Origin of the sequence: Allobosea sp. NPDC003192, from assembly GCF_050275675.1 — a bacterium.
Taxonomy (GTDB): Bacteria; Pseudomonadota; Alphaproteobacteria; order Rhizobiales; family Beijerinckiaceae; genus Allobosea.
Genome location: NZ_JBNNPK010000022.1, coordinates 68,454 through 94,588, shown reverse-complemented (window position 1 = coordinate 94,588; position 26,135 = coordinate 68,454). Strand labels below are relative to the sequence as shown.

28 protein-coding genes are annotated in these 26,135 nt (G+C 65.9%); 13 read left to right on the top strand and 15 right to left on the bottom strand.

Annotation, left to right across the window (positions count from 1 at the left end):
• Window positions 1–123: 123 nt before the first annotated feature.
• Both ACQKLX_RS24860 and ACQKLX_RS24855 read left to right on the top strand, forming a co-directional pair.
• On the top strand, window positions 124–1,125 hold the full coding sequence (locus ACQKLX_RS24860) for an SDR family oxidoreductase (RefSeq protein ID WP_427364234.1): 1,002 nt from the start codon (window positions 124–126) through the stop codon (window positions 1,123–1,125).
• A gap of 112 nt (window positions 1,126–1,237) precedes the next feature.
• Entirely contained in the window at window positions 1,238–1,630 is a 393-nt protein-coding gene (locus ACQKLX_RS24855) for a hypothetical protein (protein ID WP_427364233.1), read from the top strand.
• Between the two features lie 55 nt (window positions 1,631–1,685).
• Here ACQKLX_RS24855 and ACQKLX_RS24850 read toward each other — a convergent pair whose 3' ends face one another.
• The 6 genes from ACQKLX_RS24850 to ACQKLX_RS24825 all read right to left on the bottom strand — a co-directional run bounded on the left by ACQKLX_RS24850 (window position 1,686) and on the right by ACQKLX_RS24825 (window position 7,516).
• Entirely contained in the window at window positions 1,686–2,189 is a 504-nt protein-coding gene (locus tag ACQKLX_RS24850; RefSeq protein ID WP_427364232.1) for a hypothetical protein, read from the bottom strand.
• A 90-nt stretch (window positions 2,190–2,279) separates the two neighbouring features.
• On the bottom strand, window positions 2,280–3,167 hold the full coding sequence (locus ACQKLX_RS24845) for a DMT family transporter (protein WP_427364231.1): 888 nt from the start codon (window positions 3,165–3,167) through the stop codon (window positions 2,280–2,282).
• Window positions 3,164–3,817 carry a class I SAM-dependent methyltransferase gene (locus ACQKLX_RS24840; protein ID WP_427364230.1) on the bottom strand — a complete coding sequence of 218 codons (654 nt, stop codon included), beginning with the start codon at window positions 3,815–3,817 and terminating at the stop codon, window positions 3,164–3,166. The genes ACQKLX_RS24845 and ACQKLX_RS24840 overlap by 4 nt, the downstream gene beginning before the upstream one ends.
• Window positions 3,814–4,668 carry an AraC family transcriptional regulator gene (locus ACQKLX_RS24835; RefSeq protein ID WP_427364229.1) on the bottom strand — a complete coding sequence of 285 codons (855 nt, stop codon included), beginning with the start codon at window positions 4,666–4,668 and terminating at the stop codon, window positions 3,814–3,816. Before ACQKLX_RS24835 ends, ACQKLX_RS24840 begins: the two co-directional genes overlap by 4 nt.
• Before the next feature lie 93 nt (window positions 4,669–4,761).
• Entirely contained in the window at window positions 4,762–6,672 is a 1,911-nt protein-coding gene (locus ACQKLX_RS24830; protein WP_427364228.1) for an ABCB family ABC transporter ATP-binding protein/permease, read from the bottom strand.
• 211 nt (window positions 6,673–6,883) lie between these two features.
• On the bottom strand, window positions 6,884–7,516 hold the full coding sequence (locus ACQKLX_RS24825; protein ID WP_427364227.1) for a nucleoside triphosphate hydrolase: 633 nt from the start codon (window positions 7,514–7,516) through the stop codon (window positions 6,884–6,886).
• Window positions 7,517–7,686: 170 nt separating this feature from the next.
• Here ACQKLX_RS24825 and ACQKLX_RS24820 point away from each other — a divergent pair, with 170 nt between their 5' ends.
• Window positions 7,687–8,019 (top strand): hypothetical protein, encoded by a 333-nt coding sequence (locus tag ACQKLX_RS24820; protein ID WP_427364226.1) that lies wholly within the window; start codon window positions 7,687–7,689, stop codon window positions 8,017–8,019.
• A gap of 37 nt (window positions 8,020–8,056) precedes the next feature.
• On the opposite strand, the gene cimA is transcribed toward ACQKLX_RS24820, so the two are convergent.
• A complete protein-coding gene (gene cimA, locus ACQKLX_RS24815) occupies window positions 8,057–9,712 on the bottom strand; it encodes a citramalate synthase (RefSeq protein WP_427364225.1) in 1,656 nt (551 codons plus the stop codon).
• Between the two features lie 195 nt (window positions 9,713–9,907).
• The gene (gene cysS, locus ACQKLX_RS24810) at window positions 9,908–11,377 is read right to left on the bottom strand and encodes a cysteine--tRNA ligase (RefSeq protein ID WP_427364224.1); all 1,470 of its coding nucleotides are present in this window, start codon (window positions 11,375–11,377) and stop codon (window positions 9,908–9,910) included.
• Between the two features lie 375 nt (window positions 11,378–11,752).
• Between cysS and ACQKLX_RS24805 the strand changes: the two genes are divergently transcribed.
• Together ACQKLX_RS24805 and ACQKLX_RS24800 are read left to right on the top strand one after the other, a co-directional pair.
• Complete coding sequence (locus ACQKLX_RS24805) at window positions 11,753–12,082, top strand: hypothetical protein (protein ID WP_427364223.1); 330 nt, start codon at window positions 11,753–11,755, stop codon at window positions 12,080–12,082.
• A gap of 90 nt (window positions 12,083–12,172) precedes the next feature.
• Window positions 12,173–12,520 carry a hypothetical protein gene (locus ACQKLX_RS24800; protein WP_427364222.1) on the top strand — a complete coding sequence of 116 codons (348 nt, stop codon included), beginning with the start codon at window positions 12,173–12,175 and terminating at the stop codon, window positions 12,518–12,520.
• 19 nt (window positions 12,521–12,539) lie between these two features.
• Here the strand turns inward: ACQKLX_RS24800 and ACQKLX_RS24795 are convergent, their stop codons facing one another.
• Window positions 12,540–13,055, bottom strand: coding sequence for a CreA family protein (locus ACQKLX_RS24795; protein ID WP_427364221.1), 516 nt, complete (start codon window positions 13,053–13,055; stop codon window positions 12,540–12,542).
• 47 nt (window positions 13,056–13,102) lie between these two features.
• Here ACQKLX_RS24795 and ACQKLX_RS24790 point away from each other — a divergent pair, with 47 nt between their 5' ends.
• The gene (locus ACQKLX_RS24790) at window positions 13,103–13,741 is read left to right on the top strand and encodes a GNAT family N-acetyltransferase (RefSeq protein WP_427364220.1); all 639 of its coding nucleotides are present in this window, start codon (window positions 13,103–13,105) and stop codon (window positions 13,739–13,741) included.
• Here the strand turns inward: ACQKLX_RS24790 and ACQKLX_RS24785 are convergent.
• From ACQKLX_RS24785 to ACQKLX_RS24775, 3 genes are read right to left on the bottom strand one after another with little or no spacing between them, the layout of a single operon-like run.
• Window positions 13,711–14,244 (bottom strand): hypothetical protein, encoded by a 534-nt coding sequence (locus tag ACQKLX_RS24785; protein ID WP_427364219.1) that lies wholly within the window; start codon window positions 14,242–14,244, stop codon window positions 13,711–13,713. The genes ACQKLX_RS24790 and ACQKLX_RS24785 overlap by 31 nt on opposite strands.
• Before the next feature lie 34 nt (window positions 14,245–14,278).
• Entirely contained in the window at window positions 14,279–14,500 is a 222-nt protein-coding gene (locus tag ACQKLX_RS24780) for a DUF2783 domain-containing protein (RefSeq protein WP_427364218.1), read from the bottom strand.
• Window positions 14,497–16,065: an FAD-dependent oxidoreductase gene (locus ACQKLX_RS24775; protein ID WP_427364217.1), complete on the bottom strand. Its 1,569-nt coding sequence runs from the start codon at window positions 16,063–16,065 to the stop codon at window positions 14,497–14,499. Before ACQKLX_RS24775 ends, ACQKLX_RS24780 begins: the two co-directional genes overlap by 4 nt.
• A gap of 47 nt (window positions 16,066–16,112) precedes the next feature.
• On the opposite strand from ACQKLX_RS24775, the gene ACQKLX_RS24770 reads away from it, so the two are divergent.
• A complete protein-coding gene (locus ACQKLX_RS24770) occupies window positions 16,113–16,394 on the top strand; it encodes a type II toxin-antitoxin system RelE/ParE family toxin (RefSeq protein ID WP_427364216.1) in 282 nt (93 codons plus the stop codon).
• Between the two features lie 12 nt (window positions 16,395–16,406).
• Window positions 16,407–16,688 carry a HigA family addiction module antitoxin gene (locus ACQKLX_RS24765; RefSeq protein ID WP_427364215.1) on the top strand — a complete coding sequence of 94 codons (282 nt, stop codon included), beginning with the start codon at window positions 16,407–16,409 and terminating at the stop codon, window positions 16,686–16,688.
• A 6-nt stretch (window positions 16,689–16,694) separates the two neighbouring features.
• Here the strand turns inward: ACQKLX_RS24765 and ACQKLX_RS24760 are convergent, their stop codons facing one another.
• A complete protein-coding gene (locus ACQKLX_RS24760) occupies window positions 16,695–17,651 on the bottom strand; it encodes an MBL fold metallo-hydrolase (RefSeq protein WP_427364214.1) in 957 nt (318 codons plus the stop codon).
• A gap of 145 nt (window positions 17,652–17,796) precedes the next feature.
• Window positions 17,797–18,810, bottom strand: coding sequence for a fumarylacetoacetate hydrolase family protein (locus ACQKLX_RS24755; RefSeq protein WP_427364213.1), 1,014 nt, complete (start codon window positions 18,808–18,810; stop codon window positions 17,797–17,799).
• Window positions 18,811–18,872: 62 nt separating this feature from the next.
• On the opposite strand from ACQKLX_RS24755, the gene ACQKLX_RS24750 reads away from it, so the two are divergent.
• Window positions 18,873–19,958 carry a TRAP transporter substrate-binding protein gene (locus tag ACQKLX_RS24750; RefSeq protein WP_427364212.1) on the top strand — a complete coding sequence of 362 codons (1,086 nt, stop codon included), beginning with the start codon at window positions 18,873–18,875 and terminating at the stop codon, window positions 19,956–19,958.
• A 174-nt stretch (window positions 19,959–20,132) separates the two neighbouring features.
• On the opposite strand, the gene hmgA is transcribed toward ACQKLX_RS24750, so the two are convergent.
• The gene (gene hmgA, locus ACQKLX_RS24745; protein ID WP_427364211.1) at window positions 20,133–21,491 is read right to left on the bottom strand and encodes a homogentisate 1,2-dioxygenase; all 1,359 of its coding nucleotides are present in this window, start codon (window positions 21,489–21,491) and stop codon (window positions 20,133–20,135) included.
• 216 nt (window positions 21,492–21,707) lie between these two features.
• Here hmgA and ACQKLX_RS24740 point away from each other — a divergent pair, with 216 nt between their 5' ends.
• From ACQKLX_RS24740 to ACQKLX_RS24725, 4 genes are all read left to right on the top strand, one after another.
• Window positions 21,708–22,193 carry a MarR family winged helix-turn-helix transcriptional regulator gene (locus ACQKLX_RS24740; protein WP_427364210.1) on the top strand — a complete coding sequence of 162 codons (486 nt, stop codon included), beginning with the start codon at window positions 21,708–21,710 and terminating at the stop codon, window positions 22,191–22,193.
• Between the two features lie 208 nt (window positions 22,194–22,401).
• Window positions 22,402–23,601: a DUF2865 domain-containing protein gene (locus ACQKLX_RS24735; RefSeq protein WP_427364209.1), complete on the top strand. Its 1,200-nt coding sequence runs from the start codon at window positions 22,402–22,404 to the stop codon at window positions 23,599–23,601.
• A 137-nt stretch (window positions 23,602–23,738) separates the two neighbouring features.
• A complete protein-coding gene (locus tag ACQKLX_RS24730) occupies window positions 23,739–25,064 on the top strand; it encodes an MFS transporter (protein WP_427364208.1) in 1,326 nt (441 codons plus the stop codon).
• A gap of 179 nt (window positions 25,065–25,243) precedes the next feature.
• Window positions 25,244–26,071, top strand: a complete 828-nt coding sequence (locus tag ACQKLX_RS24725; protein WP_427364252.1) for a DUF3313 domain-containing protein — start codon at window positions 25,244–25,246, stop codon at window positions 26,069–26,071.
• The last annotated feature ends 64 nt before the right edge of the window (window positions 26,072–26,135 follow it).

Below are 26,135 nucleotides of genomic sequence, written 5' to 3'. Positions count from 1 at the left end.
CCGTTCCGGTTGAGCTTGCCGAGAAATCGCCAGATCGCAAGGGCGCGATCCGGTCAGCCGCGGAACCACGGCCGGAACGGCACGTTGCCGAAAGAACGGAGGAAGCGCGCGAGGAGGCGAGTAATGGCCAAGAGTGCCGCGAAGCGGAAGGACGACAAGCTGCCGAAATCGGTGAAGGCCGCAGCGAAACAACAGCGGCGTATCCAGAAGGACATCGCCCGCGCCGATGCCCGACCGCTGAAGAAGAAGGATGGCGCGGTTCAGGCCGGGGCGCGCCTCTATCCCGTTCCGCCGTTCAAGCGCCAGCATCAGGCGAAACCCGGCTCGGAGGCGGCGCTCGATCCGGCGCCGATGTATGACGCGCCCTACTACAAGGGCTCGGCCAAGCTCGAAGGCAAGGTCGCGCTGATCAGCGGTGGCGATTCCGGCATCGGTCGGGCCGTCGCCGTGCTGTTCGCGCGCGAGGGCGCCGATGTCGCGATCCTGCATCTCGGCGAGGATGTCGATGCTCGCGAGACGCTGGCGGCGATCGAGAAGGAAGGCCGCAAGGGCATCGCCATTTCTGGGGATATCCGCGATTCAGGCTTCTGCCGCAATGCCGTGGCAAAGACGGTGCAGGCGCTCGGCGGGCTCGACATCCTCGTCAACAATGCCGCTTTCCAGGTGCACGCCCCGCGTTTCGAGGATCTCAGCGAGGAGCATTTCGACACGACGATCCGCACCAATCTGCACGGCTATTTCCATCTGACCCAGGCGGTACTGCCGCATCTCGGCAAGGGCTGCGCGATCGTCAACACCGGCTCGGTCGTCGGGCTCGAAGGCAGCAAGGAGCTGATCGACTACGCCACGACCAAGGGCGGCATCCACGCCTTTACCCGCTCGCTCGCGGCGCATCTGCTCCCGCGCGGGATCAGGGTCAACGCCGTCGCGCCCGGCCCGGTCTGGACGCCGCTCAACCCATCGGACCGGCCGGCCGAAGCCGTGGCGGAATTCGGTTCGCAAGTGCCGATGAAGCGCCCTGCCCAGCCGGAGGAAATCGCGCCGGCCTATGTCTTCCTCGCCTCGCCACAGTGCTCCAGCTACATCACCGGCGAGATCCTGCCGGTCATCGGCGGCCACAGCTAGATCATTGGGCGAATTATTTTTTTGCCGCAGAATAGTCATGAAAGACTTTGGAACGTCAGTCCTTCCAAGCGGTTGAATCCTCAGGACACATCATCAACCCTGGAGGATGAGGATGAAACCTCTGAAGATTGGACTGGTGGCTGGCGCGCTGGCGCTGTCGTCGGTCGCGGCAGTCGCGCAAGGCGTCGACCTGCGGCCGGAAAACAGCATCCCGAAATATGAGCGCGGGCCGACCAGCAACGACAACGCGCCTTATCGGGGCGGCACCTACAAGCCGGACGATTACCGCCGAGGCTATGACCGAGGCGGCTATGATGGCGCCCGTTACGACACGATCTCGCAGCGCGAGGCGATCAGGATCGCGCGACGTAACGGCGTCGCCGATATCGACCAGGCGCGCTGGAGCGGCAATGTCTGGGTGATCGACGGCGCCGACAGGCGCGGCGACGATCTTCGCGTCGAGATCAACTGGCGCGGCGAGATCGTCGACATCGACCGCAACTGAAGCGATTCATAAGAACGTGGTGAGAACTCGGGCGGCCAATCGGCCGCCCATTTTTTTATGCCGCTCTGGTAGCCGGCACGCCGGCGTTGAAGCGCCGAGCCGCGACCAGGGTCAGGATCAGGAAGACGATCAGGGCCAGCGCCTGGGCGATCGCGAAGGGCGGCTCGCTCTGGGTCGGCGCCATGTCGTGCAGGGCCGGCACCTTGAGGAAGAGCTGGGCGATCAGCACGAAGATCAGCAGATAGAAGGATAGCACCGCGGTGATCGCGTAGATCCGTCGCCAGACATCGCGCAGGGCGAAGGCATAGAGCGCGAGCCCCGCGAGCACGATCAACACCAGCGAGACCGCTCCGACGATATGCGAGGGCAGCACTCCGCTGAACGGAAAGGCATAGCCGGTCGCACTGGTCGCGAAGGCTGTCGAGAGATAGATGCCGTTCCAGCGCGGACTGAGATGGCCCTTCAGCAGGGCCGCCGTCATCGGGAAGCCGGCGACGATGGCAATGATGCTGAGCCAGGTATGGAAGCCGACCAGAGTGGTCGGATCGAGCACGAACATGATGAAGCCCCCCGCTTCAACCGCAGTGCGCCATACTGGCAAATCCCGGGCCACCCTGGCGAGGGCTTTGTGGAATTCTTCTCAACTGTATCATTCCGCCGCGGCCCGGATCTCCTCGGGTTGAGCCTCGACCGATTTTCGAGCGGTGGAGAAATAGGAGCCGGCGACGATCAGCGCGAAGCCCGCCAGCAGCGCGAGAGAGAACGGCTCGTCGAGCACGACCACCCCCAGCAGCACCGCCACGGCCGGGTTGAGATAGGCGATGACCGTCGCGCGCGACGCACCGACCTCGGCAATCAGCGCGAACAGCAACTGGAAGGCCAGGGCCGTACAGATGATAGCGAGAGTGACCACCGCGAGAGATGCATCCAGCGGGAAACGCGCCGGCCAATAGGCGGGGACGAAGGGCAGATAGAGGACGGATGCGACGATGAGCGAGGCGACGACCACCGCGCCATCGTCGGTATCGGCGAGCTTGCGCGCCACGATGATCGGTCCGAGCGCATAGCCGAATGCGCTCGCGGCCAACGCCAAAACCGGCCACAGTTCGACCGGCTGCTCGTCGAAGCCGAGCAGCGCAGCGACGCCGGCCAGGCCGAGTGCAAGACCAATGAGGCGGCCTGCTCCGAGCCGCTCCTGCGAGAGCACGACACCCAGGAGCGCGGCGAGAATCGGCGTCAACGCGATGATCAGGCCGGCGAGCGAGCTCGTGACCCGCGTCTCGGCAAAGCCGATCAGGAACCAGGGCCCGCTGATCTCGGCGAACGTGAACAGGAGCAGCCAGCCCGGCTTGCGGAAACCGGCCATGATGCCCTTGCCACGCAGCGCGAAGGGCAACAGCACCAGCGCGCCGATGGCGGCGCGCCCGAACGCCACGATGAGCGGATGATAGTCGGCGACGGCGATCCGGATCAGCAGATAGGGCACGCCCCAGATCACGCCGAGGGCGAGGAAGAGGACCAAGGCCTTTCGGCTCATAGCGATGCGCCCTTCCTGAACAGAGCGGTCAACCAGCGCCCCTCGCGCCCTTCGAAGGAGTGCGACCAGAGCAGGCCGAGGCCGAGCGCCGCCAGAATGGCGATGATCTCGGCACGTGGCCAGAGTGCGACGTAATATTCGTTGCCCTTCGAGCCGATTTCGGCGGTCTCGCCTTGCCCTTCCCGGAGCGCGAGCAGGAAGGCGCCGCCATCGCGGATCGCGGCCGCAATGGCGGCGAAGACGGAGGGCAGGACTTCGCGCTCGACATGCTGGAGCACGTGAAGGGCGACGACTCCGTCATAGGGGCCGCCGAGCGGCTCGTGGATGACGTCAAGGCGCTCGGCCTGGCGGCCGCGTGCGGCCTGGAACTGCACGAAGGACTCCGCCCCGTCGGTGCGCCTGACGGCGAGCCCCCTCTCCTCCAGCCAGTCGGCGTCCCAGCCCGGGCCGGAGCCGATCTCAAGCAGGCGGCTGCCCGGTTCGACAGCTTTCAGCAGCTCGATCAGTGCTGGCTGATCGGCCGCCTCCGGCTTGGGCGCCGTCGTTTCCGCGTACTCGTCAGCGCAGCCTTCATAACCGGTGAGAGTCGATGTGTTGGAAGCCGAGCGGTTCGCCTGCCCACTCTCCTTGGGCGTCTCCGATGCCGTCATCTCCCGCTCCCGTTTCGATCTCTCTCCAGCGGAATCCAGATCGTCAGGCCGCCGAGACCGGTGCCCGGATCGAAGGCGTCGTTGTGGAATTCGAGCACGGGACCGTTGGCCGCCATCAGCCCGGCGGCCGGCAATGCCTCGTTCCAGATCGCCGTATAGGTGTCGAAGATCGTCGAGACATGGTCGCGATGGTCGAAGACGGCGTAGCCCCTGGGTTCGATCTCCAGAGCGGCGAGCGGCTTCCGCGGCGAAACGGCCGAGCAGACCTCGGCAGCGCACATATACTCGAAGCAGCCATCCTCATCCGGCGCACGGCAGACGCCGATCGGTATGCCCGGAGCTTTGTCGGCAATGTCGGCATAATGGTCGCACATGAACACCTGCCACTGTGCCGGAATCCCGATCGCCGATTCATACGAACATGGGGCGGACAGGCCGACGAGGCGCAGCCGGCGCAGCTCCCGCACAGTCGGGATCGGCGTGCGCGCGCAGCTATTCGTCAGTCGCAGCGGCGCGACGAGCTCGATCCGCTCGGTGCTGCCGCTGTTGCGGACCTCTTCCGGCGTGGTGCCGAACTGGTCGCGAAAGGCGCGGGTGAAGGCTTCATGCGAGCCGTAGCCGAACTCGAGCGCGACGGAGAGGATGTCGGGAGCGCCGGCGGCCAGGCGCTTGGCGGCTTCACTCAGCCGCCGCGCCCTAAGATAGGCCATCACAGGCCAGCCGCTGGCCGTGCCGAAGGCGTTGGCGAGATGCGAGCGCGAGACCTTGCAGGCTGCCGCGATCGAGCTCAGCGTCAGCTCCTGGCTCGAATTGCGCTCGATGATCCAAAGCGCCGTATCCGCGACCGACATGGCAGGCTCTCTCCCTCCGAGAGACCCGTGACTATCATTCCGAATAATGGCCCGCTTGATCGATCGTCCACAACCGGCAGCGAAGCGATGGTGTCACTGCGTCAGGCTGACCCTGACGCTCTCGCCCTCTTCCTGGGTCGCGCGCTGCAGCGTGGCCTTGGCCTCGTCGACCTGGCGCTGGCGGTTCCAGAGCGCGGCATAGACGCCATCGGCCGCGAGCAGGTCGCGATGGTGGCCACGCTCGACGATCAGCCCCTTGTCAAGCACGATGATCTCGTCGGCGTTGACCACGGTCGAGAGCCGGTGGGCGATCACCAAAGTGGTGCGCCCCTCGCTGACCCGGTCGAGCGCGTCCTGGATTTCTTTCTCGGTGAAGGAATCGAGTGCCGAGGTCGCCTCGTCGAGCACCAGCACCGGCGGCCCCTTCAGGATGGTGCGGGCGATGGCGACGCGCTGCTTCTCGCCGCCGGAGAGCTTGAGGCCGCGCTCGCCTACCGAGGTCTGGTAACCCTCCGGCAGCGATTTGATGAAGCGATCGATCTGGGCGAGGCGCGCCGCGTCCTCGATCTCGCTCTGTGTGGCTTCGGGCCGGCCATAGCGCAGATTGTATTCGATGGTGTCGTTGAACAGCACCGTATCCTGCGGGACCATGCCGATCGCCGAGCGCAGTGAGACCTGCTGAACCTCGGCGATGTCCTGGCCGTCGATCAGGATGCGGCCGCCCTGCGGTTCGTAGAAGCGGAAGAGCAGGCGCGAGATCGTCGATTTGCCGGCGCCCGAGGGCCCAACGATCGCGACCGTGCGCCCGGCCGGCACCTCGAAGGAGATGCCGCGCAGGATCGGCCGCTCCGGCACATACGCGAAGTGGACATCCTCGAAGGTGACGGTGCCGGCGCGGACATCGAGCGGCGGCGCGCCCGGCTCGTCCTGGATCTCCGGGTCGCGGCCGATCAGCGAGAACATCTGCTCGATGTCGAGCGTCGCCTGCTTGATCTCGCGGTAGACGGTGCCCATGAAGTTCAGCGGGATGTAGAGCTGGATCAGCATGGCGTTGATCAGCACGAAGTCGCCGACTGTGTTGGTGCCGGCCTGGAAGCCGCGCACGCACATCACCATCGAAATGGTGAGGCCGATCGCGAAGATCGCGGCCTGGCCGAAATTGAGCCAGGCGAGCGAGGTGTAGGCCTTGATCGAGTTGCGCTCGTAGCGCGCCATGGAGAGGTCGTAGCGCGCCGTCTCACGCGCCTCGGCGCCGAAATACTTCACCGTCTCGTAGTTGAGCAGCGAGTCGATCGCCTTGGCGTTGGCGTCGGTGTCGGACTCGTTCATCTGGGCGCGGATGGCGATGCGCCATTCGGTGGCCTTGATGGTGTAGGCCATGTAGCCGACCACCATCGCCACCAGCACGACGACATAGCGCCAGTCGAACAGATAGAGCAGCACGGCAATGATCAGCGAGACCTCGATGATCACCGGTACGAGCTGGTTGAGGCCGAGGCGGACCATCTCCTCGATGCCGTTGCGGCCACGCTCGAGCACGCGGGTGAGCCCGCCCGTCTTGCGCTCGAGATGGAAGCGCAGCGAAAGATGATGGAGATGGCCGAAGGTCTGCAGAGCCAGCGTGCGGACCGCATGCATGAAGACCGGCGCGAAGATCGCATCGCGCAATTGCACGAAGGCGGCCGAGCCGACGCGGGCGAAGCCGTAGATCACCGTCAGCGCGAGCGGCGCGCCGACCAGGAAAGGCAGCCAGTTCGACAGCGTCGTCGGATTGTTGGCGAGCGCGTCCGTCGCCCATTTGAAGGTGAAGGGCACACCCATCAGCACGAGGCGGCCGATCACCAGCAGCACGAAGGCGGCGACGACGCGCTGGCGCAGATCGGCTCGCTCCGGTGGCCAGAGATAGGGCCAGAGCGCCTGGAAAGTGGCGATGAAGCCGGAGCCGGACTGGAGCACGGCGGTACGCGCGAGGGGCGCCGGAACCGGCGTGGCAGGCGAGGACATTGAAATGCTTCCAAATGGAACCGCCGATATAGGCGGATTCTCCGGGGAATGCAGGGGGCGGGAGAAGAAATCCGCACCGAGCTGGAGCGCCAGCCCGAACATTCTCAGGTCCTCATCCTGAGGAGCGCTCCGCAGGAGCACGTCTCGAAGGATGCTTAAGCTGGTTCCGGAGCCTTCTGGAGCATCCTTCGAGACGCCGCTTCGCGGCTCCTCAGGATGAGGGCTGTGGGACATTGCTCCAAACGACATCCGCCTGCCGACTACCTTCGATCACCAGCCGCGCATTCGGCAGATCATTGCCCTCGACCCAGCCGCGCGCGGCCTCTGCACTGCGGCCAAGATCGATCCAGCGCGCGAGGAGCCGGCGCTCCAGCTCGGCCATCGGCACGTGGATGAAAATGGTCAGGTCGAAGAGCGGTGCGAGCTCGGACCAGGGCGCCCGGTCGAGCAGGAGGTAGTTGCCCTCGACCAGAATGAGCCGGATATCGCCCGGGATGATCGCTGCGCCGGCGCGGGCGAGATCGGCCTCGCGATCGAAAACCGGCACGGCGACATCTTCCTCGCCCGACCGGATGCGCAGCAGAGCCGCCCCGAGCCCCGCGCAGTCGAAGGTTTCGGGCGCGCCCTTGCGGTTTCGCAAGCCCATCGCGTCCAGCACCGCGTTGTCGAAATGGAAGCCGTCCATCGGCACCAGCGCCGCCTCTCCGGCGGGCAACGCGGCGAGGAGATGTTCGCTCAGAGTCGACTTTCCGGCACCCGGCGGGCCGGCGAGCGCGACGATGATGCGGCGAAGGTCACCGGCCCGTTCGACGATCCCGGCAGCAATATCTTCGGCAGTCTGCATCACGAAAAAGACCCGAGCCTTCGGCGTTCCGCCACAGGATCGGCGATGCCCATGGCGCCCGCAACCGGCCTCGCTGCCATTGGCCGGTGCCGCTCCCGCCTTGTTCTGGTCGCAACTGCGGGGTCAGACTGCTTTAAAGCCTTTAAGGCTGAGGCCAGGAGAAGACGCCCATGATGCTCCGACGCATTCTTCCCGCCGCCTGCGCGCTCGCGCTGCTGCCGATCGCGCCGGCGCTCGCGCAATCGCGCCCACCGGCGCAGATCAAGATCACCAATGCCCGCACCGTGCCGCTGGAGTCGCTGGAGATCACGACCACGGGCGAGCAGCCCCGTCTCGTCGCCAAGCTTGCCAAGCCACTTGCACCGGGCCAGAGCATCGCGCTCAAGCTGAACAAGCCCGCTGGCTGCAGTTACTACCTGCTCGGCAAGTTCAGCGACGAGAGCGAAAGCGACAATGACGGCATCGACCTCTGCAAGGAGAGGTCGCTGCGCCTGACGGAGTGACCCTTCCCCTTCTCCCCTCGGGGGAGAAGGAGGCTGGCTACGCCGTCGCGCCTTCGCGCATCAGCTTGTAGGTGATCGAGTCGACCAGCGCCTGGAACGAGGCGTCGATGATGTTGGCGCTGACGCCGACCGTGGTCCAGCGCTCGCCGGTCTCGTCGGCGGATTCGATCAGCACGCGCGTCACCGCGTCGGTGCCGCCCTGGAAGACGCGGACTTTATAGTCCACCAGCCTCAAGCCCCCGATCAGCGACTGGTAGCGGCCGAGATCCTTGCGCAAGGCGAGGTCCAGCGCGTTGACCGGACCGAGCGCGCTTTCGGCGACCGAGATCAGCGTTTCCTCGCCGACCTTCACCTTGACGATCGCCTCCGAGAAGGTGACGAGCTCGCCGAGCGCGTTGTAGCGGCGCTCGACATTGGCGGTGAAGCGCTCGATCTCGAAATAGGCCGGCAATTCGCCGAGGATGCGCTTGGCGAGCAGATAGAACGAAGCGTCGGCGCCCTCGAAGGCGTAGCCCTGCGCCTCCTTCTCCTTCAGCTCCTCCAGCACGCGCGAGAGCCTTGGATCGTCGCGGCCGATAGTGACGCCGATACGCTCCAGCTCGGCGACGAGGTTCGACTTGCCGCCCTGGTCGGAGACCAGCACTTTCCGGACATTGCCGACCGCATCGGGCGCGACATGCTCGTAGGTCCGCGGGTCCTTCAGCACGGCCGAGGCGTGGATGCCGGCCTTGGTGGCGAAGGCCGAGGCGCCGACGAAGGGCGCGTGCCGGTTCGGCGCGCGGTTCAGCATCTCATCGAGCGCGCGCGAGACATGGGTGAGCTCGCCGAGCTCGGCCTCGTCGACGCCAAGTGTGAAGCGGCGATTGTAGCGCTCCTTCAACTTGAGCGCACCGATCAGCGTGACGAGGTTGGCGTTGCCGCAGCGCTCGCCGAGGCCGTTGAGCGTGCCCTGGATCTGGCGCACGCCAGCCTCGACCGCAGCGAGCGAATTGGCGACGGCGCAGCCGCAATCGTCATGGGCATGGATGCCGAGATTGTCGCCCGGCACGACCTTCGCGACCTCGGCGACGATCCTCCCGACCTCGTCCGGCAGCGTGCCGCCATTGGTGTCGCAGAGCACGACCCAGCGGGCACCGGCCTCATAGGCGGCGCGGGCACAGGCGAGCGCGTAGTCGGGATTGGCCTTGTAGCCATCGAAGAAGTGCTCGCAATCGAGCATCACCTCGCGGCCGGCGGCCTTGGCGGTGGCGACGCTGTCGCGGATGCCGTCGAGATTGTCCTCCAGCGAAATCTCGAGCGCGACATGGACATGATAGTCCCAGCTCTTGGCGACGAAGACGATCGCGTCGGCCTTGGCGTCGAGCAGTGCGGCGATGCCGGGATCGTTCGACGCCGAGCGCCCTGCCCGCTTGGTCATGCCGAAGGCGGCGAATTTCGCCCGCTGCGTCGGCTTCTCCGCGAAGAAAGCGGTGTCGAGCGGATTGGCGCCGGGATAGCCGCCCTCGACATAGTCGATCCCGAGCTTGTCGAGCAGGCCGGCGACCGCGCGCTTGTCGTCGAGCGAGAAGTCGACGCCCGTGGTCTGGGCACCGTCGCGCAGCGTCGTGTCGAAGAGATGGATGCGGGCGAGCGCCGCGTCGCCGGTTTTGCGCGGCGCGACTTCGGCCAATGTGGCGGGGGCTACAGTGCTCATAGCCTGGACCGCAGCCGGTAGCGCAACACCTTCGGCATCACCATGGCGAGCATGACGAGCTTCATCGCGATCGAGAGCGAACCACGCTTGCGAATCTTCGGGGCTTCGGTGGTCATTGTTCTTGGTGTTCTTTCAACTGAATGGGGCAACGCCGCAGTGCGGCAAGAGGTTCAAGGCGCTCGCTGGGAGGTGAAGCTACCGCTTCACCTCCCAGGTGGTAATCAACTCGCCGGTGGCCGGGTCCTTGCCGTCCATGAGCACGATGCCCATCGCGACGAGCTCGTCGCGGAGACGATCGGATTCGGCGAAGTTCTTCGCCTTGCGGGCAGCGAGACGGGCGGCGATCGACGCCTCGACCTTCGCGCGCAAAGCATCGTCGATCTCGGCGGCGGCCACCTCCGGCAGGGCGATGCCGAGCAAGGCAAGGCTCGCCTTCAGGCCGGCATGGTCGCCAGCCTTGCGCAGGGCATGCAGCTCGGCGAGCACCTGCGAGGTGTTGAGATCGTCCGCAAGCGCTTCGATCACGCCGGCCGGGACCTGGCCGGCCTCGGCGTCTCCGGCAGCCGCCGCCCAATCGGCCAGCGTCCTCTCCGCCTCCTCCAGCGCCTTCACCGTCCAGTCGATCGGCTGGCGGTAATGGGTCTTGAGCATGGCGAGGCGCAGCACCTCGCCGGGCCATGTCCGCCCGCCGAAGCTCTCCGTGGCCAACAGCTCGTTGATGGTGACGAAGTTGCCGAGCGATTTCGACATCTTCTCGCCTTCGACCTGCAGGAAGCCGTTGTGCATCCAGACATTGGCCATGCGCGGCGCACCCTCGGCTCCGCCGAAGGCGCAGCAGCTCTGGGCTAGCTCGTTCTCGTGGTGCGGGAAGACGAGGTCGATGCCGCCGCCATGGATGTCGAAGACGTTCCGGACGGGATCATCGCATTGCAGGCCGCCGCCGAAGGGCGTCAGGAGCTTGGCCATCGACATGGCCGAGCATTCGATGTGCCAGCCGGGACGGCCGGGCGTGGCGATACCGGCCGGCGAAGGCCAGCCCGGATCGATGCCGTCGCGGCTCGGCTTCCACAGCACGAAATCCATCGGGTCGCGCTTGTACGGGGCGACGTCGACACGCGCGCCGGCCACCATCTCGTCGAGCGAGCGGCGGGCGAGCGAGCCGTATTTCGGCGCGTCCTTCAGCCCGGCGACGGCCGGCACGTGGAAGAGCACGTGCTCCTCGGCGACATAGGCGATGCCGCGGGCGATCAGGCGCTCGATGATCGCCTTCATTTCTTCGATATGGCCGGTGGCGCGCGGCTCGTCGTCGGGGCGCAGATTGCCGAGCGCATCGACGTCCGCGTGGAACTGCGCCGTCGTCGTCTCAGTGACCTTCGCGATCGCCTCGTTCAGCGGCAGATCGGGATAGTCGCGCGCAGCACGGGCATTGATCTTGTCGTCGACGTCGGTGAGGTTACGAGCGTAGCGGACTTGGGCTTCGCCATAGAGGTGCCGCAACAGCCGGTAGAGCACGTCGAAGACGATGACCGGCCGGGCATTGCCGATATGGGCGTAGTCATAAACCGTCGGGCCGCAGACATACATGCGCACGTTCTGAGGATCGACGGGGGTGAAGACCTCCTTCGTCCGCGTCAGCGTGTTGTAGAGCCTGAGGGTCGGCGACATCGGGTCAGTCCTGGCGAAAAGCGAAAAACGGGCATCCTGGCCGCTGGCCGGGGCGCTGTCTGTCTTTTCGTTGGGACGAGGACGTGAGCAGCCGGCCAGCGAAAGCTAGCGGCAAATAATGCAGGTAATGGCAAGGGCTCGCGTCATCTAGCGGTGATGCCTGTCATGTGCGCTTACGTCAAGTGGCAGCTTGGCAACGGTCCGCCGGCGTCTTGCCCCCATCCCGCGATTTACGCTCTCGCCGCCGCAATGCCGCCACAAGCGGAAGACGGTTTGCGCGCAACCAAGATTGCCGTGGTTCACGCAGTCTTAACCATTTGGAACCAGTTTGACATGTCGAAGGTTCAGCCCCGGTCGGGTCTCAGGGACAGTATTATGCGCCGCGCCGTTGCTCTGGTCGGGCTCTTCGGAATCCTCGGCGCCGGCCTGTCGCTCGCCATGCTGCCCGCCACCGGCACCGTCGCCGCCCCCAAGGCCGAGCGCACCTATCTGATCCCGGCGGGCGACGGCTACGGCGTCGCCGACTGCATCACCAGCAAGTCGGAATGCGGCCAGATCGTCGCGGACGCCTGGTGCGAGTCGCAAGGCCATCGCACCGCCACCGCCTATGGCGTCGCCGCCCGCGAAGACATCACCGGCTCGACCCCGCGCCCGGCCAATGTGGCGCAGACCGAGTTGCCGCTGACGATCACCTGCGGGGGCTAATCCCGTCGGGCGAGATTTCCCCGGATCGACGCAGACCTTACCCTACGACAGCCGCAATTCTGGCGCGGCTGAACAAGGGGGTCGCCGATCATGGTTCGTCCAGCTCTCGCTTCAATCCTCGTGCTGACGACACTCCTGCCGGCCGAGGCCTTCGAGGGCCGCTACCGGACGCTCGGCGGCAGCATGACGATCCGCCCGGCCGGCGCCGGCATGTTCAAGGTCGATGCCGAGATCGGCAGCAGGAGCTGCGTCGGCGTCATCTCGGCCCGCGGCCGCACCCAGGGCGACCGGCTTGTGGCCGAAGCAACGGAGTATGGCGAAATCTGCCGGCTCGAGATTCGCCGCAAGGGCCGTGTTCTCACGGTGACGGAGAGCGGCGCCTGCACGCCATTCCATGGCGCGAACTGCAACTACACCGGCAGCTATACGCTGCGTTGAGAAGCACACCGAACGCGCCTCACCTCACCCATTCCGAGCATTTCGGCACATCGCCGCTCGTGCCCCAGGGCATGATCGGCACGCTCGAAGTCGAGTTCTGCGGCGAGCCGTCGATCAGCTTGTCGGTATAGACCATGTAGATCAGCACGTTGCGCTTGGCGTCGCAGCCGCGCACGATCTGCATCTTCTTCCAGATCAGCGAGCGGCGCTCACGGAAGACGACATCGCCCTGCGAAGCCTTCTCCTTGAAGCGGATCGGCCCGATCTGCCGGCAGGCGAGCGAGACGTCGGAAACCTCCTCGGCGACGCCGAACATGCCGGAGACGCCGCCCTTCTCGGGCACGGTGTAGTGGCAGGCGACACCCTCGACGACAGGGTCGTCGACGCCGTAGACGGCGAGCTTGTCATCCGGGGTCAGCATCTTCCAGACCGTCGACTTCTTGAAGATCAGGTCCTCCTGCGCCACGGCCGGCACTGTGACGCCAACGAGCGCAAGCACCGCCGAGGCGGCGAGAAGACAACGACGAAAGCTCATCCAGATTCTCCCAGAGCATTCCCGCAGAGGGGCCGGCAGGATATGGGATGGCGGACTGTTCCGCACCAGTGCACACGCGAGCAATCCCCGAACGATGCGACAAGGCGACGACCATGCTGCCGGTGCTGGAAAGCAAGCGCCTCCTGCTGAAGCCAAGGACCGAGGCTGATCTCGACTTCGTCGCCGCGCTCAACGCCGATCGTGAGGTGATGCGCCATATCGCGGCGCTGGGCGACCCGGCGATGGGGCGCGAAGGTGTCGCGGCACGCAGCTTCCTCCATGCCGAACGCGGGCTCGGCTACCGGACGGTGTTCGCCCGCACCGCTGAAAGCAAGCCGCTCGGCTATGTCGGGCTGATCCCGTGGCGCGCCGAGCAAGAGGCTGGAACCGCCGAGCTCAGCTATCGCTTCGCCGTCAGGCACTGGGGACAGGGTTATGCCTCCGAAGCGTCGGAGCGATTGGTACGGCACGGCCTCGATGCGCTGGGCTTGCCGGCGATCGCGATCGTGACGCATCCGGAGAATGCGGCATCGCTGCGCCTCGCCGAGAGACTGGGTTTCGAAAGCGACACCACCCGTGATTCAGTGACGATCGGCTACCCGCCGGTCCCGGCCGCCTGCTTTCGCCAGACGGTGACTGCGTGCCAGCCGCGCGTTCAGCCCACGATCGGCTTGAACGCCAGATAATAGGCCGCAATCGCGCCGACGAAGCCCAGCCCGGTCAGAACAAGCTTCAGCCGGGTGAAGCCGCTGGCGATTGCCACAGTGCCGTCATCAAGGATCGGAAAGCGATCGAGCAGACGAGCGATGGCGAGGTTCTCGACGATGTCGCAGAGCCCGCCGAAGAGCCAGCCGCCGCCGCAAAGCGCCGCCACCCACCAAGGATAGCCGCGCATCGAGAGGCCGGTGACGATCAGCGCGCCGACGACCGCATAGACCAGCGCGAAGGCGAGATCGGCCGGCAGCAGCTTGTTGCGATAGATCGCCCGGCGCTCGGGGCCGTAGAGGGAGAACAGCTTCTCGACATCCTCCTTGGTGAAGCCGTTGAGATCGCTCTCCAGTGCCCGATCGACCTTGAGGCTGCGTGCCCAGAGCCAGGACAGGAGCAGCGTCAGCACCACCAGCGCCGGCCCCCAGAAGAAGAAGCCGAGCGGGATCAGGGTTGAGTAGAAGGTCGGCAGATCTTCCATCAGGCTCAGGACTCCAAGGCGTCGTGAGCCGAACCTAGCCTGCCTCGCGCGCCAGCGCCACGGCCTCGCGCAGAACCTGTTCATCTCCGATGTGATTGGCGAGGATCAGGACGAGGCGGGCATTGAACGCGGCACTCTCGTGCTCGCCGAGATCGCGATGCGCCTGGGCCAGCAGGCGGAAAGCGGCGTCGGGATCGGCAAAACGCGATTCGCGGGCGAGCTTGCTCACAGGCGGCATGGTGGGCGCGGCATTCATCCTCTGCCCTCCATTCGTTCGATCGCGGCCTCGATCGCAGCACGCGTCGGCTGCCGGAAGCGGGCAGCGACATGGCCATCCGGCCGCAGCAGCACTGCTGCATCTGCCTCCAGGGCATAACGCTGGCGCAATGTGCCATTGCCAGCAGCCGGCTCGATGGCGAGGACGCCGGCGGGCGCAATCCCTGCGGCGCCTTCGCCAAGCAAGATCGCTTGACCCATCGAGAAGGCCTCGCTCAGCCAGGCTTGGGAGGCACCTGCGAGCGGCGCGTCGAGGAAGGGAGCACCTGGCGGCAGACCATCCTCCCGGCTGTCGCCCTCGCTCGAAAGCGGCGAATAGGCATAGGCCGAGGCCACCGAAAGCCGTCCGGAATTGACGAAGCGCTTGGCGAAGCCGGTCAGCGGCGCGAGCGACAAGGCCGCCTCGCGCAGCAGGCGCTCGCCCGGCGAGCGCGGCGCGATGAAGTCGGTCGCCCGCGTCGAGTTCAGGATGTTCTCGTCGGCGGCGGCGACACGCTCGCTGTCATAGCTTTCGAGCAGCGAAGCAGGACTTCTGCCCTGGGCAACCAGCGCCAGCTTCCAGCCGAGATTGTCGGCATCCTGGATGCCGGAATTGGCGCCGCGCGCACCGAAGGGCGAGACCTGATGGGCGGCATCGCCGGCAAAGACCACCCGCCCATGCAGGAACCTGTCGAGCCGGCGGCACTGGAAACGATAGACCGAGACCCATTCCAGCGCGAATTCGGCATGGCCGAGCATGCGCTCGATCCGCGGGCGCACGATCTCAGGCCGCTTCTCGTGATCGGGGTCGGCATCGGGACCAAGCTGGAGGTCGATGCGCCAGACATCGTCGGGCTGCTTGTGCAGCAGCGCCGACTGGCCGGAGTGGAAGGGCGGATCGAACCAGAACCAGCGCTCGGTCGGGAACGGCGCGGTCATCTTCACATCGGCGATCAGGAAGCGGTCTTCGAAGGCCTCGCCGCGGAATTCCAGGCCGAGCAGGCCACGCGTCGGCGAGCGGGCGCCGTCGCAGGCGATGAGCCAGTCGGTTTCGAGAGAATAATCCCCGTCCGGCGTGGCGATGATGAGCTTCGCCCCATCCGCACGATTGTCGAGGCCAGCCAGGCGATTGCTCCAGCGCAGATCGACGAGCGGCTCGGCCAGCACGGCGTCGACCAGCGCCGCTTCGACATAGAATTGCTGGAGATTGATGAAGGCCGGCTGCTTGTGGCCGCCCTCGGGCAGAAGGTCGAACTCGTAGAGCTCGACCTCACCGCGGAAGACCCTGCCCTTCTGCCAGGTAACGCCTTTCTCGACCATCGCCTCAGCCAGCCCGAGCCGGTCGAAGATCTCGAGCGTCCGCTTGGCGAAACAGATGGCGCGCGAGCCCTCGCCGATCCGGTCGGCATCGTCGATCAGCACGACCGGCACCTGCCGCCGCGCCAGATCGAGCGCCAGTGTCAGCCCGACCGGGCCGGCGCCGACGATGACGACGGGATGCCGGGCGGGCACGGCAGCGTCCTGGTCCGGGCTGCGGCGATAGGCGAACTGGCGGAAGGGCTGCATCAAGCCAACTCCTTGACCGGTACGCGATACGTATCATATCTTGCGATATGATCCTGAGCTTCGCCGACAGGGATACGGAACGCTCGTTTCGCGGCGAAGCCTGCGCTGCCCGGTGGCGAGCGATCGAGAGGATCGCGTTGCGAAAACTCGATATGCTCGACGCCGCTGTCACGCTCTCCAATCTGCGCTCGCCGCCCGGCAATCGGCTGGAGGCGTTGAAGGGGAACCGCAAGGGCCAGTGGAGCATCCGGATCAACGACCAATGGCGACTCTGCTTCCGTTGGGACGGCGACGGCCCGGCAGATGTCGAGATCGTCGACTATCATTGAGGAGAGATCGCGATGGCTCGGATCAGAACTCATCCCGGCGAGGTCTTGCGCGAGGAATACCTTGAGCCGCTCGGAATGAGCGCCCGCGCCCTCGCCAAGGCGCTCGGCGTGCCCGGCAATCGGATCAGCGACATCGCGCGCGAGCGCCGTGACGTGTCTGCCGACACGGCGATCCGGCTCGGCCGCTATTTCGACACCGATCCGCGCTTCTGGCTCAATCTCCAGGCCGCTCACGACCTGTCCAAAGCCCAAGCCGAGCAAGACTATTCCGCAATCCATCCCCGCGCCGCCTGATCCGACCTAACCCCGCAGATCCAGCCACATCTGGCGGTCGCGCTCATCGGTCCAGATGCGCGGATGGTCGAGGCCGCCTGCCTCGTCATAGGCCCGGGTGACGTTGAAGGGCAGGCAGTGCTCGAAGATCACCCAGTCGCCATAGGACGGCTTCAGCGTCTCGTGGACACGCTCGAAGGTCTCGCGCAGCGAGCGGCCGGCGGCGACATGGCCCTTAACCGCCTCGAACAGGTCGGTGAGGAAGGCGCGCGTGCCCTTGATGCCGTCGGCGACCATGCCGCGATTGGTCAGTGCCGCGCCGCGGCCCGGCACCATTGCAGCCGGCGCGAAAGCGGCGAGCGCATCCAGCGTTGCCGGCCAGTCGGTGAAATGGGCATCGCCGCAATAGGGGGTCGCGCCGTATTCGACGAGATCACCGGCAAAGATCACATTGGTGTCGGGCATCCAGGCGACGATGTCGCCGGCGGTGTGTCCGCGGCCGAGCTTCATCAGCCGGACCTCGCGGCTGCCGAGCCAGATCGAGGCGTTGTGCGAGAAGGTCGTGGTCGGCCAGGTCAGGCCGGGGCGGATCGAATCAGCACCCTGGAAGAGCCGCGGGAAGCGGCCGATCTCGCTCGCCTTGTCCTCCTCGCCGCGCTCGACGATCATCGCCCGCGCAGCGTCCGAGCAGACGACCTCCTTCGCGCCATAGGCCGGTGCGCCGAGCACGCGCACGGCGTGGTAATGCGAGAGCACGACATGGCTGACCGGCTTGTCGGTGACCTCGCGCACCCTCGCGATGACGCGCTCGGCCATGGTCGGCGTCGCCTGCGCGTCGAAGACGAGGACGCTGTCGTCGCCGACGACGATGCCGCTGTTGGGGTCGCCCTCTGCGGTATAGGCGTAGACGCCCTTGCCGATCTCGTCGAAGGAGACGGTCTTCTCGCCGAGATCGGCGGTGGAGGCGAAAGCGGGCGAAGACATCGAACTACCTCGTAAGCTTGTCGATACTGGCGTCATGCTCGGGCTCGACCCGAGCATCTCAGGCAGGAAGGGGCGCTGGGAAGCGCCTCCCCGTCAGGAGATTCTCGGGTCTGCGCTTCGCTTCGCCCGAGAATGACGGTGCGGGCTATTGTGCATGCGGCAGGATGTCCTGCTCGATCGCGCCGAAGATCGAATGGCCGGCGGCGTCCTTCATCTCGATGCGGACGCTGTCGCCGAAGCGCAGGAAGGGCGTCTTGGGCGCACCGTGCCGGATCGTCTCGACCATGCGCTGCTCGGCGATGCAGGCGTAGCCGAGCCCGCCTTCCGAAACCGGCTTGCCCGGCCCACCATCGGCATCGCGATTCGAGACCGTACCGGAGCCGACGATGGTGCCGGCGACAAGCGGGCGGGTCTTGGCGGCGTGCGCGATCAGCACGCCGAAATCGAAGGTCATGTCGACGCCGGCTTGCGGCTTGCCGAAGGGCTTGCCGTTGACCTGGGCGAGCAGCGGCAGGCTGAGCTTGCCGTCCTTCCAGGCCGGGCCGAGCTCGTCCGGCGTCACCGCCGCCGGCGAGAAGGCCGAAGACGGCTTTGATTGAAGGAAACCAAAGCCTTTGCCCAATTCGTTCGGAATCAGATTCCGCAAGCTCACGTCATTGACGAGCATGACGAGGCGGATCAGCCCCCTCGCCTCATCAGGGCTAACGCCCATCGGCACGTCGCCGGTGATCACGGCGATTTCAGCTTCGAGATCGATGCCGTAATCCTCGCTGGCGAGCTTCACCGCCTCGCGTGGGCCGAGAAAGGAGTCGGAGCCACCCTGGTACATCAGCGGATCGGTCCAGAAGCTCTCGGGCATCTCAGCCCCCCGCGCCTTACGGACCAGCTCGACATGATTCACATAGGCCGAGCCGTCGACCCACTGATAGGCACGCGGCAGGGGAGAGGCGCAGTCATGCTCGTGGAAGCGGAAGGACGGGACCGAGCCGTGCTCCAGGCTCTCGGCGAGATCGGCGAGACGCGGCGTGCAGCGATCCCAGTCGTCGAGGGCCCCCTGCAGCGTCGCGACGACCGGGAAGGCATCGGTCGCGCGGGTCAGGTCGTTCGAGACGACGACGAGGCGGCCATCCCGGCCGTGCATGAGGGATGCTAGTTTCATCTCTTTTCAATCCTCGCCGAACAGTGATGATGGCAGCAAATCTGTCCCCGGGAGGAAAGTCCATGCAACGCCGTATGTTTTTGAAGACGGGCGCGCTCGCCGCGGCCGCCGCGCCGATCGCGATGCCGGCGATCGCGCAATCGATGCCTGAGATAAAGTGGCGCCTGACCTCGAGCTTCCCCAAGCAGCTCGACACGATCTACGGCACCGCCCAGCAGTTCGCGAAGTTCATGGGCGAGGCGACCGACGGCAAGTTCCAGATCCAGACCTTCTCGGCCGGCGAGATCGTGCCCGGCCTGCAGGCGCTCGACGCCGTCACCTCCGGCACGGTCGAATGCGCGCATACGCCGACCTATTTCTATATCGGCAAGGAGCCGGCGCTCGGCCTCGGCACCGGCATCCCCTTCGGCCTCAATGCCCGCCAGCAGCACAGCTGGTGGTATTTCGGCGGCGGCGAGCAGATCATCAACGGCGCGCTGGCCAAGTTCAACGCCTACTCGATCCCCTGCGGCAATTCCGGCTGCCAGATGGGCGGCTTCTTCCGCAAGGAACTGAAGGGCGTCGAGGACCTCAAGGGCCTGAAGTTCCGCATCGGCGGCATGGGCGGCTCGGTTCTGGCCAAGCTCGGCGTGGTGCCGACGCAGATCGCGCCCGGGGACGTCTATCCGGCGCTGGAGCGCGGCACGATCGACGCCGCCGAGTTCGTCGGCCCCTATGACGACGAGAAGCTCGGCTTCGTGAAGGTCGCGCCCTATTACTACTATCCCGGCTGGTGGGAGGGCGGCGCCATGCTGCACCTCGTCATCAATCAGGAGCAGTGGAACAAGCTGCCCAAGCACTATCAGGCGATCGTGCAGAATGCCTGCGAAGCCGCCAACAACTGGATGCTGGCGAAGTACGACTTCGTGAACCCCGGCGGCTTGCGCAAGCTGATCGCCCAGGGCGCGCAGCTCAAGGCCTTCCCGCAGCCGATCATGGAAGCCTCGCTCAAGGCGGCCGAGGAATACTACGCCGAGACCGCGACGAAGAGCGAAGCCTTCAAGAAGGGCTATGAGTCGATGGTCGCCTTCCGCGGCGAGAACCTGCTCTGGTGGCAGGTGGCGGAACTGTCCTACGACGCCTTCATGAACCGGCTGCGCAGCCGGTAGGCCGCGACGCTCCTGCACGCCGTCATGCTCGCCCTTGTGGCGAGCATCCACGTCTTGAACACCGCACTCGGCCAGCGAAGACATGGATGGTCGGGACAAGCCCGACCATGACGGAAGAGGTGCAGCCAAGGATTCCAGGTTATTCACTTCGCAAAGTCCCGGAATGACGGCCTTTCACCACGCTTCGCGCTTGTTCGGGTCGAAGCGCTTCTTCAGCCCGCTCCAGCAATCGGCATAGTTGTCCTGCAGTTCCGGCAGGCCGGCGGCGTAGCCGGTCAGCCGCTGCGGAAACCTGGTCTCGAACATGAAGGCCATGGTGCCGGTGAGTTTTACCGGCTTCAGCTCGCTGGTCGACGCATGCTCGAAGGCCTGGGTGTCCGGCCCGTGCGAGAGCATCATGTTGTGCAGGCTGAAGCCGCCGGGGGTGAAGCCCTCGGGCTTGGCGTCGTAGACGCCGTAGATCAGCCCCATGAACTCCGACATGATGTTGCGGTGGTACCAGGGCGGCCGGAAGGTGTTCTCGGCCACCATCCAGCGCTCGGGGAAAATGACGAAGTCGATATTGGCGGTGCCGGGCGTCTCCGATGGAGCGGTCAGCACGGTGAAGATCGACGGATCTGGGTGGTCGAAGGAGATCGCGCCGACCGGCGAATAATGGCGCAGATCGTATTTGTAGGGTGCGTAGTTGCCGTGCCAGGCGACGACGTCGAGCGGGGACTGGCCGACCTCCGTCGAGAACAGTTCCCCACCCCACTTCGCGTACAGGGTCGAGGGCTCCTCGATATCCTCATAGGCCGCGACGGGGGTGAGGAAATCGCGGGGATTGGCGAGGCAGTTGGCGCCGATCGGCCCGCGATCGGGCAAGGTGAAGCCGCCGCCATAGTTCTCGCAGACATAGGCGCGCGCCGGCCCGCCCATCAATTCGACGCGGAACATCACGCCGCGCGGGATGATGCAGATCTCGCCCGGCTCGATCTCGATGATGCCGAACTCGGTGAAGAAACGCAGGCTGCCCTCCTGCGCGACGACGAGGTACTCGCCATCGGCGTTGAAGAGATATTCGCGCTCCATCGAGGCGGTGACGAAGAGCATATGGGCGGCCATGCCGGCCTGGCTGTCGGCATCGCCGGCGGTGGTCAAAGTGCGCAGGCCGGTGAGGAAGGTGAGCTTCTCCTGCGGCAGCGGAATCGGGCTCCAGCGCAACTGGCCGAGCGAGGGCGGCGTCTCGTCACGGCAGGGCGCGGTGCGCATCAGCCCCTTGTCGACGAGCCTCCAGCGCCCGCCATGCTTGACGCTCGGGCGGATGCGGTAGAGCCAGGAGCGCTCGTTCGTGGAGCGCGGTGCGGTGAAGGGCGAGCCGGAAAGCTGCTCGGCATAGAGGCCGTAAGCAGCCTTCTGCGGCGAGTTGCGCCCGATCGGCAGCGCGCCCGGCAGGCTCTCGGTCTCGAAGGAATTGCCGAAGCCCGACATGTAGCGGCGCCCGCCCCGGACCTGCTCGCCGAAGCTCGATTGAACCGTGGTCTGCACGTTCATGGCTGGGCCTCCTCCCGATCTCGTCGATCGCCCGGCCCGGTCGGCGCAGGACGATCCTTGCCTTGGTCGAGCATCGTATTGCGTCGAAAAACGGTGTCCATTCTTCGATCAGATGCTCGCACACTTTGACAGGCGCTGCCGTTCGGTAATGATCGCGCGGCGGCCGCCAGCGGCCTTTTCTCTCACCCCAATTAGTTACATGTGCAACTAATGTCAATGAAGCCAAAAACCACCCCGGACCGCGCCCTGCATCTCGAGCAGTTCCTGCCCTATCGACTCAACGTGGTTGGCTTCTTCGCCAGCCGGGCGCTCGGCCGCGTCTACGGCACGCGCTTCGGCATCGGCATCCCGGAATGGCGGGTGATCGCGCAGCTCGGCGAGTTCGGCCAATTGACCTCGCGCGACATCGGCGAGCTCTCGCAGATGCACAAGACGAAGGTCTCGCGTGCCGTCTCGGAACTCGACAAGCGCGGGCTGGTGATGCGGGCGGAGAACCGAGCCGACCGACGCGAGGCCTTCATCACCCTCACCCCTGCCGGCCAGCGCCTCTACGCCCAGATCGTGCCGCTGGCGCTGGCCTTCGAGGAGCGCTGGATCGAGGGAGTCTCGCCGGAGGAGCTGCGCGTCTTCGAGCGCGTGCTGGCGGTGCTGACCGAGCGTGGCCGCCATCTCGCCGGCGCCTACCAGACCGAGGAGGCCTGATCTCGAAACCGTGATCCGGAGCGGGTGATTTGTCGCCCGGGGCGCGATATGCGATGCGCAAAGCCTCCGGGCGACGTTCCGAATCGGCTTTCGCAGGCGATCCGGCAGGCGCCTCCTTAGTTCCGTCGCGTTTGTAGCATGTGCTTTGACAGCGCAGGCGACCGACGCCGGCATGGGATGAGTCACAGGGATAGCAACTCTGCCTTCGATGATTTTCGCTTCGCTTCGACGCGCGCTCGCTCCGGCGCTGGCCTTCGCCGCGCTGACGGGCGCAGCCTTGGCGCAGTCGCCGGCTTGCGACAACTGGCGGGCCGAGCTGTCCAGCCTGCAGGGCCAGCGCGGTGGCGATGCCCGTGCCGCTCAGGCGGCGCAGCGCGTCGCCGGCCAACTTGCGCAGCTCTCCAATCAGTACCGGGCGATGGGCTGCGACCGCGGCGGCTTCCTGTTCTTCGGCGAGGCGCCGCCGCCGCAATGCGGCGGCATCCGGGCCCAGCTCGGCGGGCTACAACAGCAATATGCCCAGCTCCAACAACAGGCCCAGGGCGGCGGTGTCGAGCAGCGCCGCGCCCAGCTCGCCGCGCTGATCAACAACAACTGCCGGGCGCAGCCGCGCGGCTTCTTCGAGACGATCTTCGGCATCGAGCCTCGCCGTGGCGAGATCGATTCGACCCTGCCAGAGCTCGACCCCGACGAGCCGCGCGAGCCCACCGAGGGCGGCGCGCGCCAAGGTGGGCCCTATTCGGTCTGCGTGCGCAGTTGCGACGGCTACTTCTTCCCGCTCGCCAACAGTCCGGGCGGGCGCGAGAGCCAAGACGAGATGTGCCAGTCGCTCTGCCCCGGCACCGAGACGCTGGCCTATGGCATGAGCAGCGGCGGCGACATCCAGAACGCGGTAGCGCGTACCACCGGGCAGCCCTACTCGTCGTTGCCGAACGCGCTGAAATACACTCGCAGTTTCGACGCCTCCTGCACCTGCCGGGCCCAGGGCCAGAGCTGGGCCCAGGCGCTGGCGAATGCCGAGCAGATGCTCGAGCAGCGCAAGGGCGACATCATCGTCACCGAGCAGCGTTCGCAGGAACTGTCGCGGCCGAAGCCCGAGCAACCGCAGCGCGGCAAGAAGGGCGCAGCCAATACGGCGGAGGCCAAGCCGAATACGCCGCCGGCCCCTGCCCCGACAACGCTCCAGGCCGCTCCCGGCGACGAGCCGACGCCGGACGCCAACGTGCCGACCGCCAGCACCGAATCCGCCGGCGTCGGCCCACAGCGGATCGACGGCGAGAAGACGCTGCAGCAGGGCGACGGCCTGAAGCGCGAGAGCAAGAGCGTCACCGGCGAGCGGCGCACGGTGCGGATCGTCGCGCCGAACCTCGCGCCCAATCTCGGTGTCGGCGCGACCGCGCGGCCCTAAGGCCGCGCCTGTCATGCACCAGAAGCAATTCCGACCACATTTCTCGCCGCTGACTGGCAAGGAACGCAAGGCGTAGATCAGCGTATAGCTGCCGGCGCCCGCTGCTGCTCGCGCCGCCTGAAAACGCGGAGCGAGCCATGTCGAATCCAGCAACCGCCACCCCCGCCCCTCACGGCATGGATGTCGCCGATACGGCGCGACGCCTGAAGGCGATCTTCATCGGTTCGGTCGGCAACCTGGTCGAGTGGTACGATTTCTACGCCTACACCGCCTTCGCGCTCTATTTCGCGCCCAAATTCTTCCCCTCGCACGACCCCGTGGTGCAGCAGCTCAACGCCGCGACCCTGTTCGCCGCCGGCTTCATCGTGCGCCCGATCGGTGGCTGGCTGTTCGGCCATATCGCCGACCGCTATGGGCGGCGGCTGTCGCTGACGATCTCGGTGCTGATGATGTGCTTCGGCTCGCTGATCATCGCGCTGACGCCGACCTATGAGACGATCGGCTTCGCCGCGCCGGTGCTGCTGGCGCTGGCGCGGGTCATCGAGGGTCTGAGCTTAGGGGGCGAATACGGGGCGAGCGCGACCTATCTCACCGAGATCGCCCATCCCGACCACCGCGGCTTCTATTCGAGCTTCCAGTACGTGACGCTGATCGGCGGGCAGCTCACCGCGATCCTGGTGCTGCTGCTCCTGCAGAACGTCTTCCTGACCCATGAGCAGCTGGTCGACTGGGGCTGGCGCATCCCCTTCGTGATCGGTGCGCTGCTCGCTGTCACTGCCATGTTTATGCGGCGGCATATGCACGAGACCGAGGCCTTCACCGCAGCCAACAAGACCAAGAAGAAGGAGAGCTCGCTGCGCGGCCTGCTGAAGTACCCGCGCGAGGTCGCGATCGTGGTCGGGCTGACGGCCGGCGGCACCGCGGCCTTCTACACCTTCACCACCTATATGCAGACCTTCGTGAAGCAAACGGTCGGCCTCACCGACATCACCACCACCTATGTCATCGCGGGATCGCTGATCTTCGCCTCGATCCTGCAGCCGATCTATGGCTGGGTCTCCGACCGGATCGGCCGCAAGCCGCTGCTGATCTTCTTCGGTGTCGCCGGAACGCTGCTGACCGTGCCGATCCTGTCGGCGCTGGAGCAGACCAAATCGCCTTGGGTCGCCTTCCTGCTGATTTCCGGCGCCTGGCTCTTCGTCGCCGGCTACACCTCGATCAACGCCGTGGTGAAGGCCGAACTGTTCCCGACCTCGATCCGCGCCACCGGCGTCGCCGTGCCCTATGCGCTGACGGTCTCGATCTTCGGAGGCACCGCCCCGGCGATCGCTCTGTTCTTCAAGCAGCAGGGTCACGAGCAGTGGTTCTACTACTATCTCTCGGCGGTGATCTTCATCTCGCTGCTGGTCTATTCGACCATGCGCGACACCAAGCACGAGTCGGCGATGCACCGGCATGAGTGAGGAAGAACCCGCGCATCATGCTCGGAGCCGACTTGGATACTGCAATGCAAAAGGAGGCAACCCCAGGGCAACACTGAGTCGCCAGCCTCGCCGAAGAGACATCGGCGATGAGGATGACGATCGTGACGAGGCGTTTGCCAGCTGCCCTGTTCCTCCGCCTGCCATCGCGCATCGCCGGTATGCGCCATACCGGCCCGTGCGTTTCCTTGTCTATGGCGCTGGCGGCGGCCGGCTGCGCAACGGTGCCGCCAAAGCAGGCCGGCACTCTTTCGACCTACCGGCAGCTCGGCGAGGAGAAGGGCAAGTTGTCGAAGACCCGGACCTATGTCGACGGCCTGGGATTGGTCGCGGCGAAGACGGCGAAAATCATTCCGACGACCCTAGCCGCGAATCTTCGCAACCTTGTAAGGAATCCCGCCGACCAGGCATTGGTCACCAATGCGCTCGACCGAGAGCTGTGCGTGGCCCTGAGCGACAAATACCAGATGGTGCCGCCAAGCCAGCAGGCCGATTTGACCGTTCGGGCGGTGGTCACCGACATAACCCTCACCGACAAGACGATGGCAGGGGTCTCGACCATCGTAACCCTGGGGAGCGGCTTCGCCTTGCCGGTCAGCATCCCGCGCCTTCCTGTGGGGCTGGGAGGGCTCTCCGTCGAGGCCGAAGCACTCGACCGCAGCGGTATGCAGCGCGCTGCGATGGTCTGGGGGCGCGGCGCCAATTCGATCCAGAACGCGCCCACGATATCCGAGGTATCCGATGCCTATGGCCTCGCCTCGACATTCGCCAGCGAGTTCGCGCGCATCCTCGTGACTGGCGAAGAGCCTGAAGGGCTGGACATCTCCCTGCCATCCCGACAGCGCGTGCGCTCCTGGCTCGGCGCCTCGCATAAATATGCGACCTGCGAAGCCTATGGCAGGGCGCCGGGCATACCGGGCCTGATCGCCCGCAAATTCGGTGCGCCGCCCGAGCTGACCGACCGGCCGGTGGTCGGGCCACGCCCTTAGCATTAGGCATCGGGCGGGGTCGTATCGGCCGCCGCCCTCCCCCGCGCCCGACATTCCCCCTATT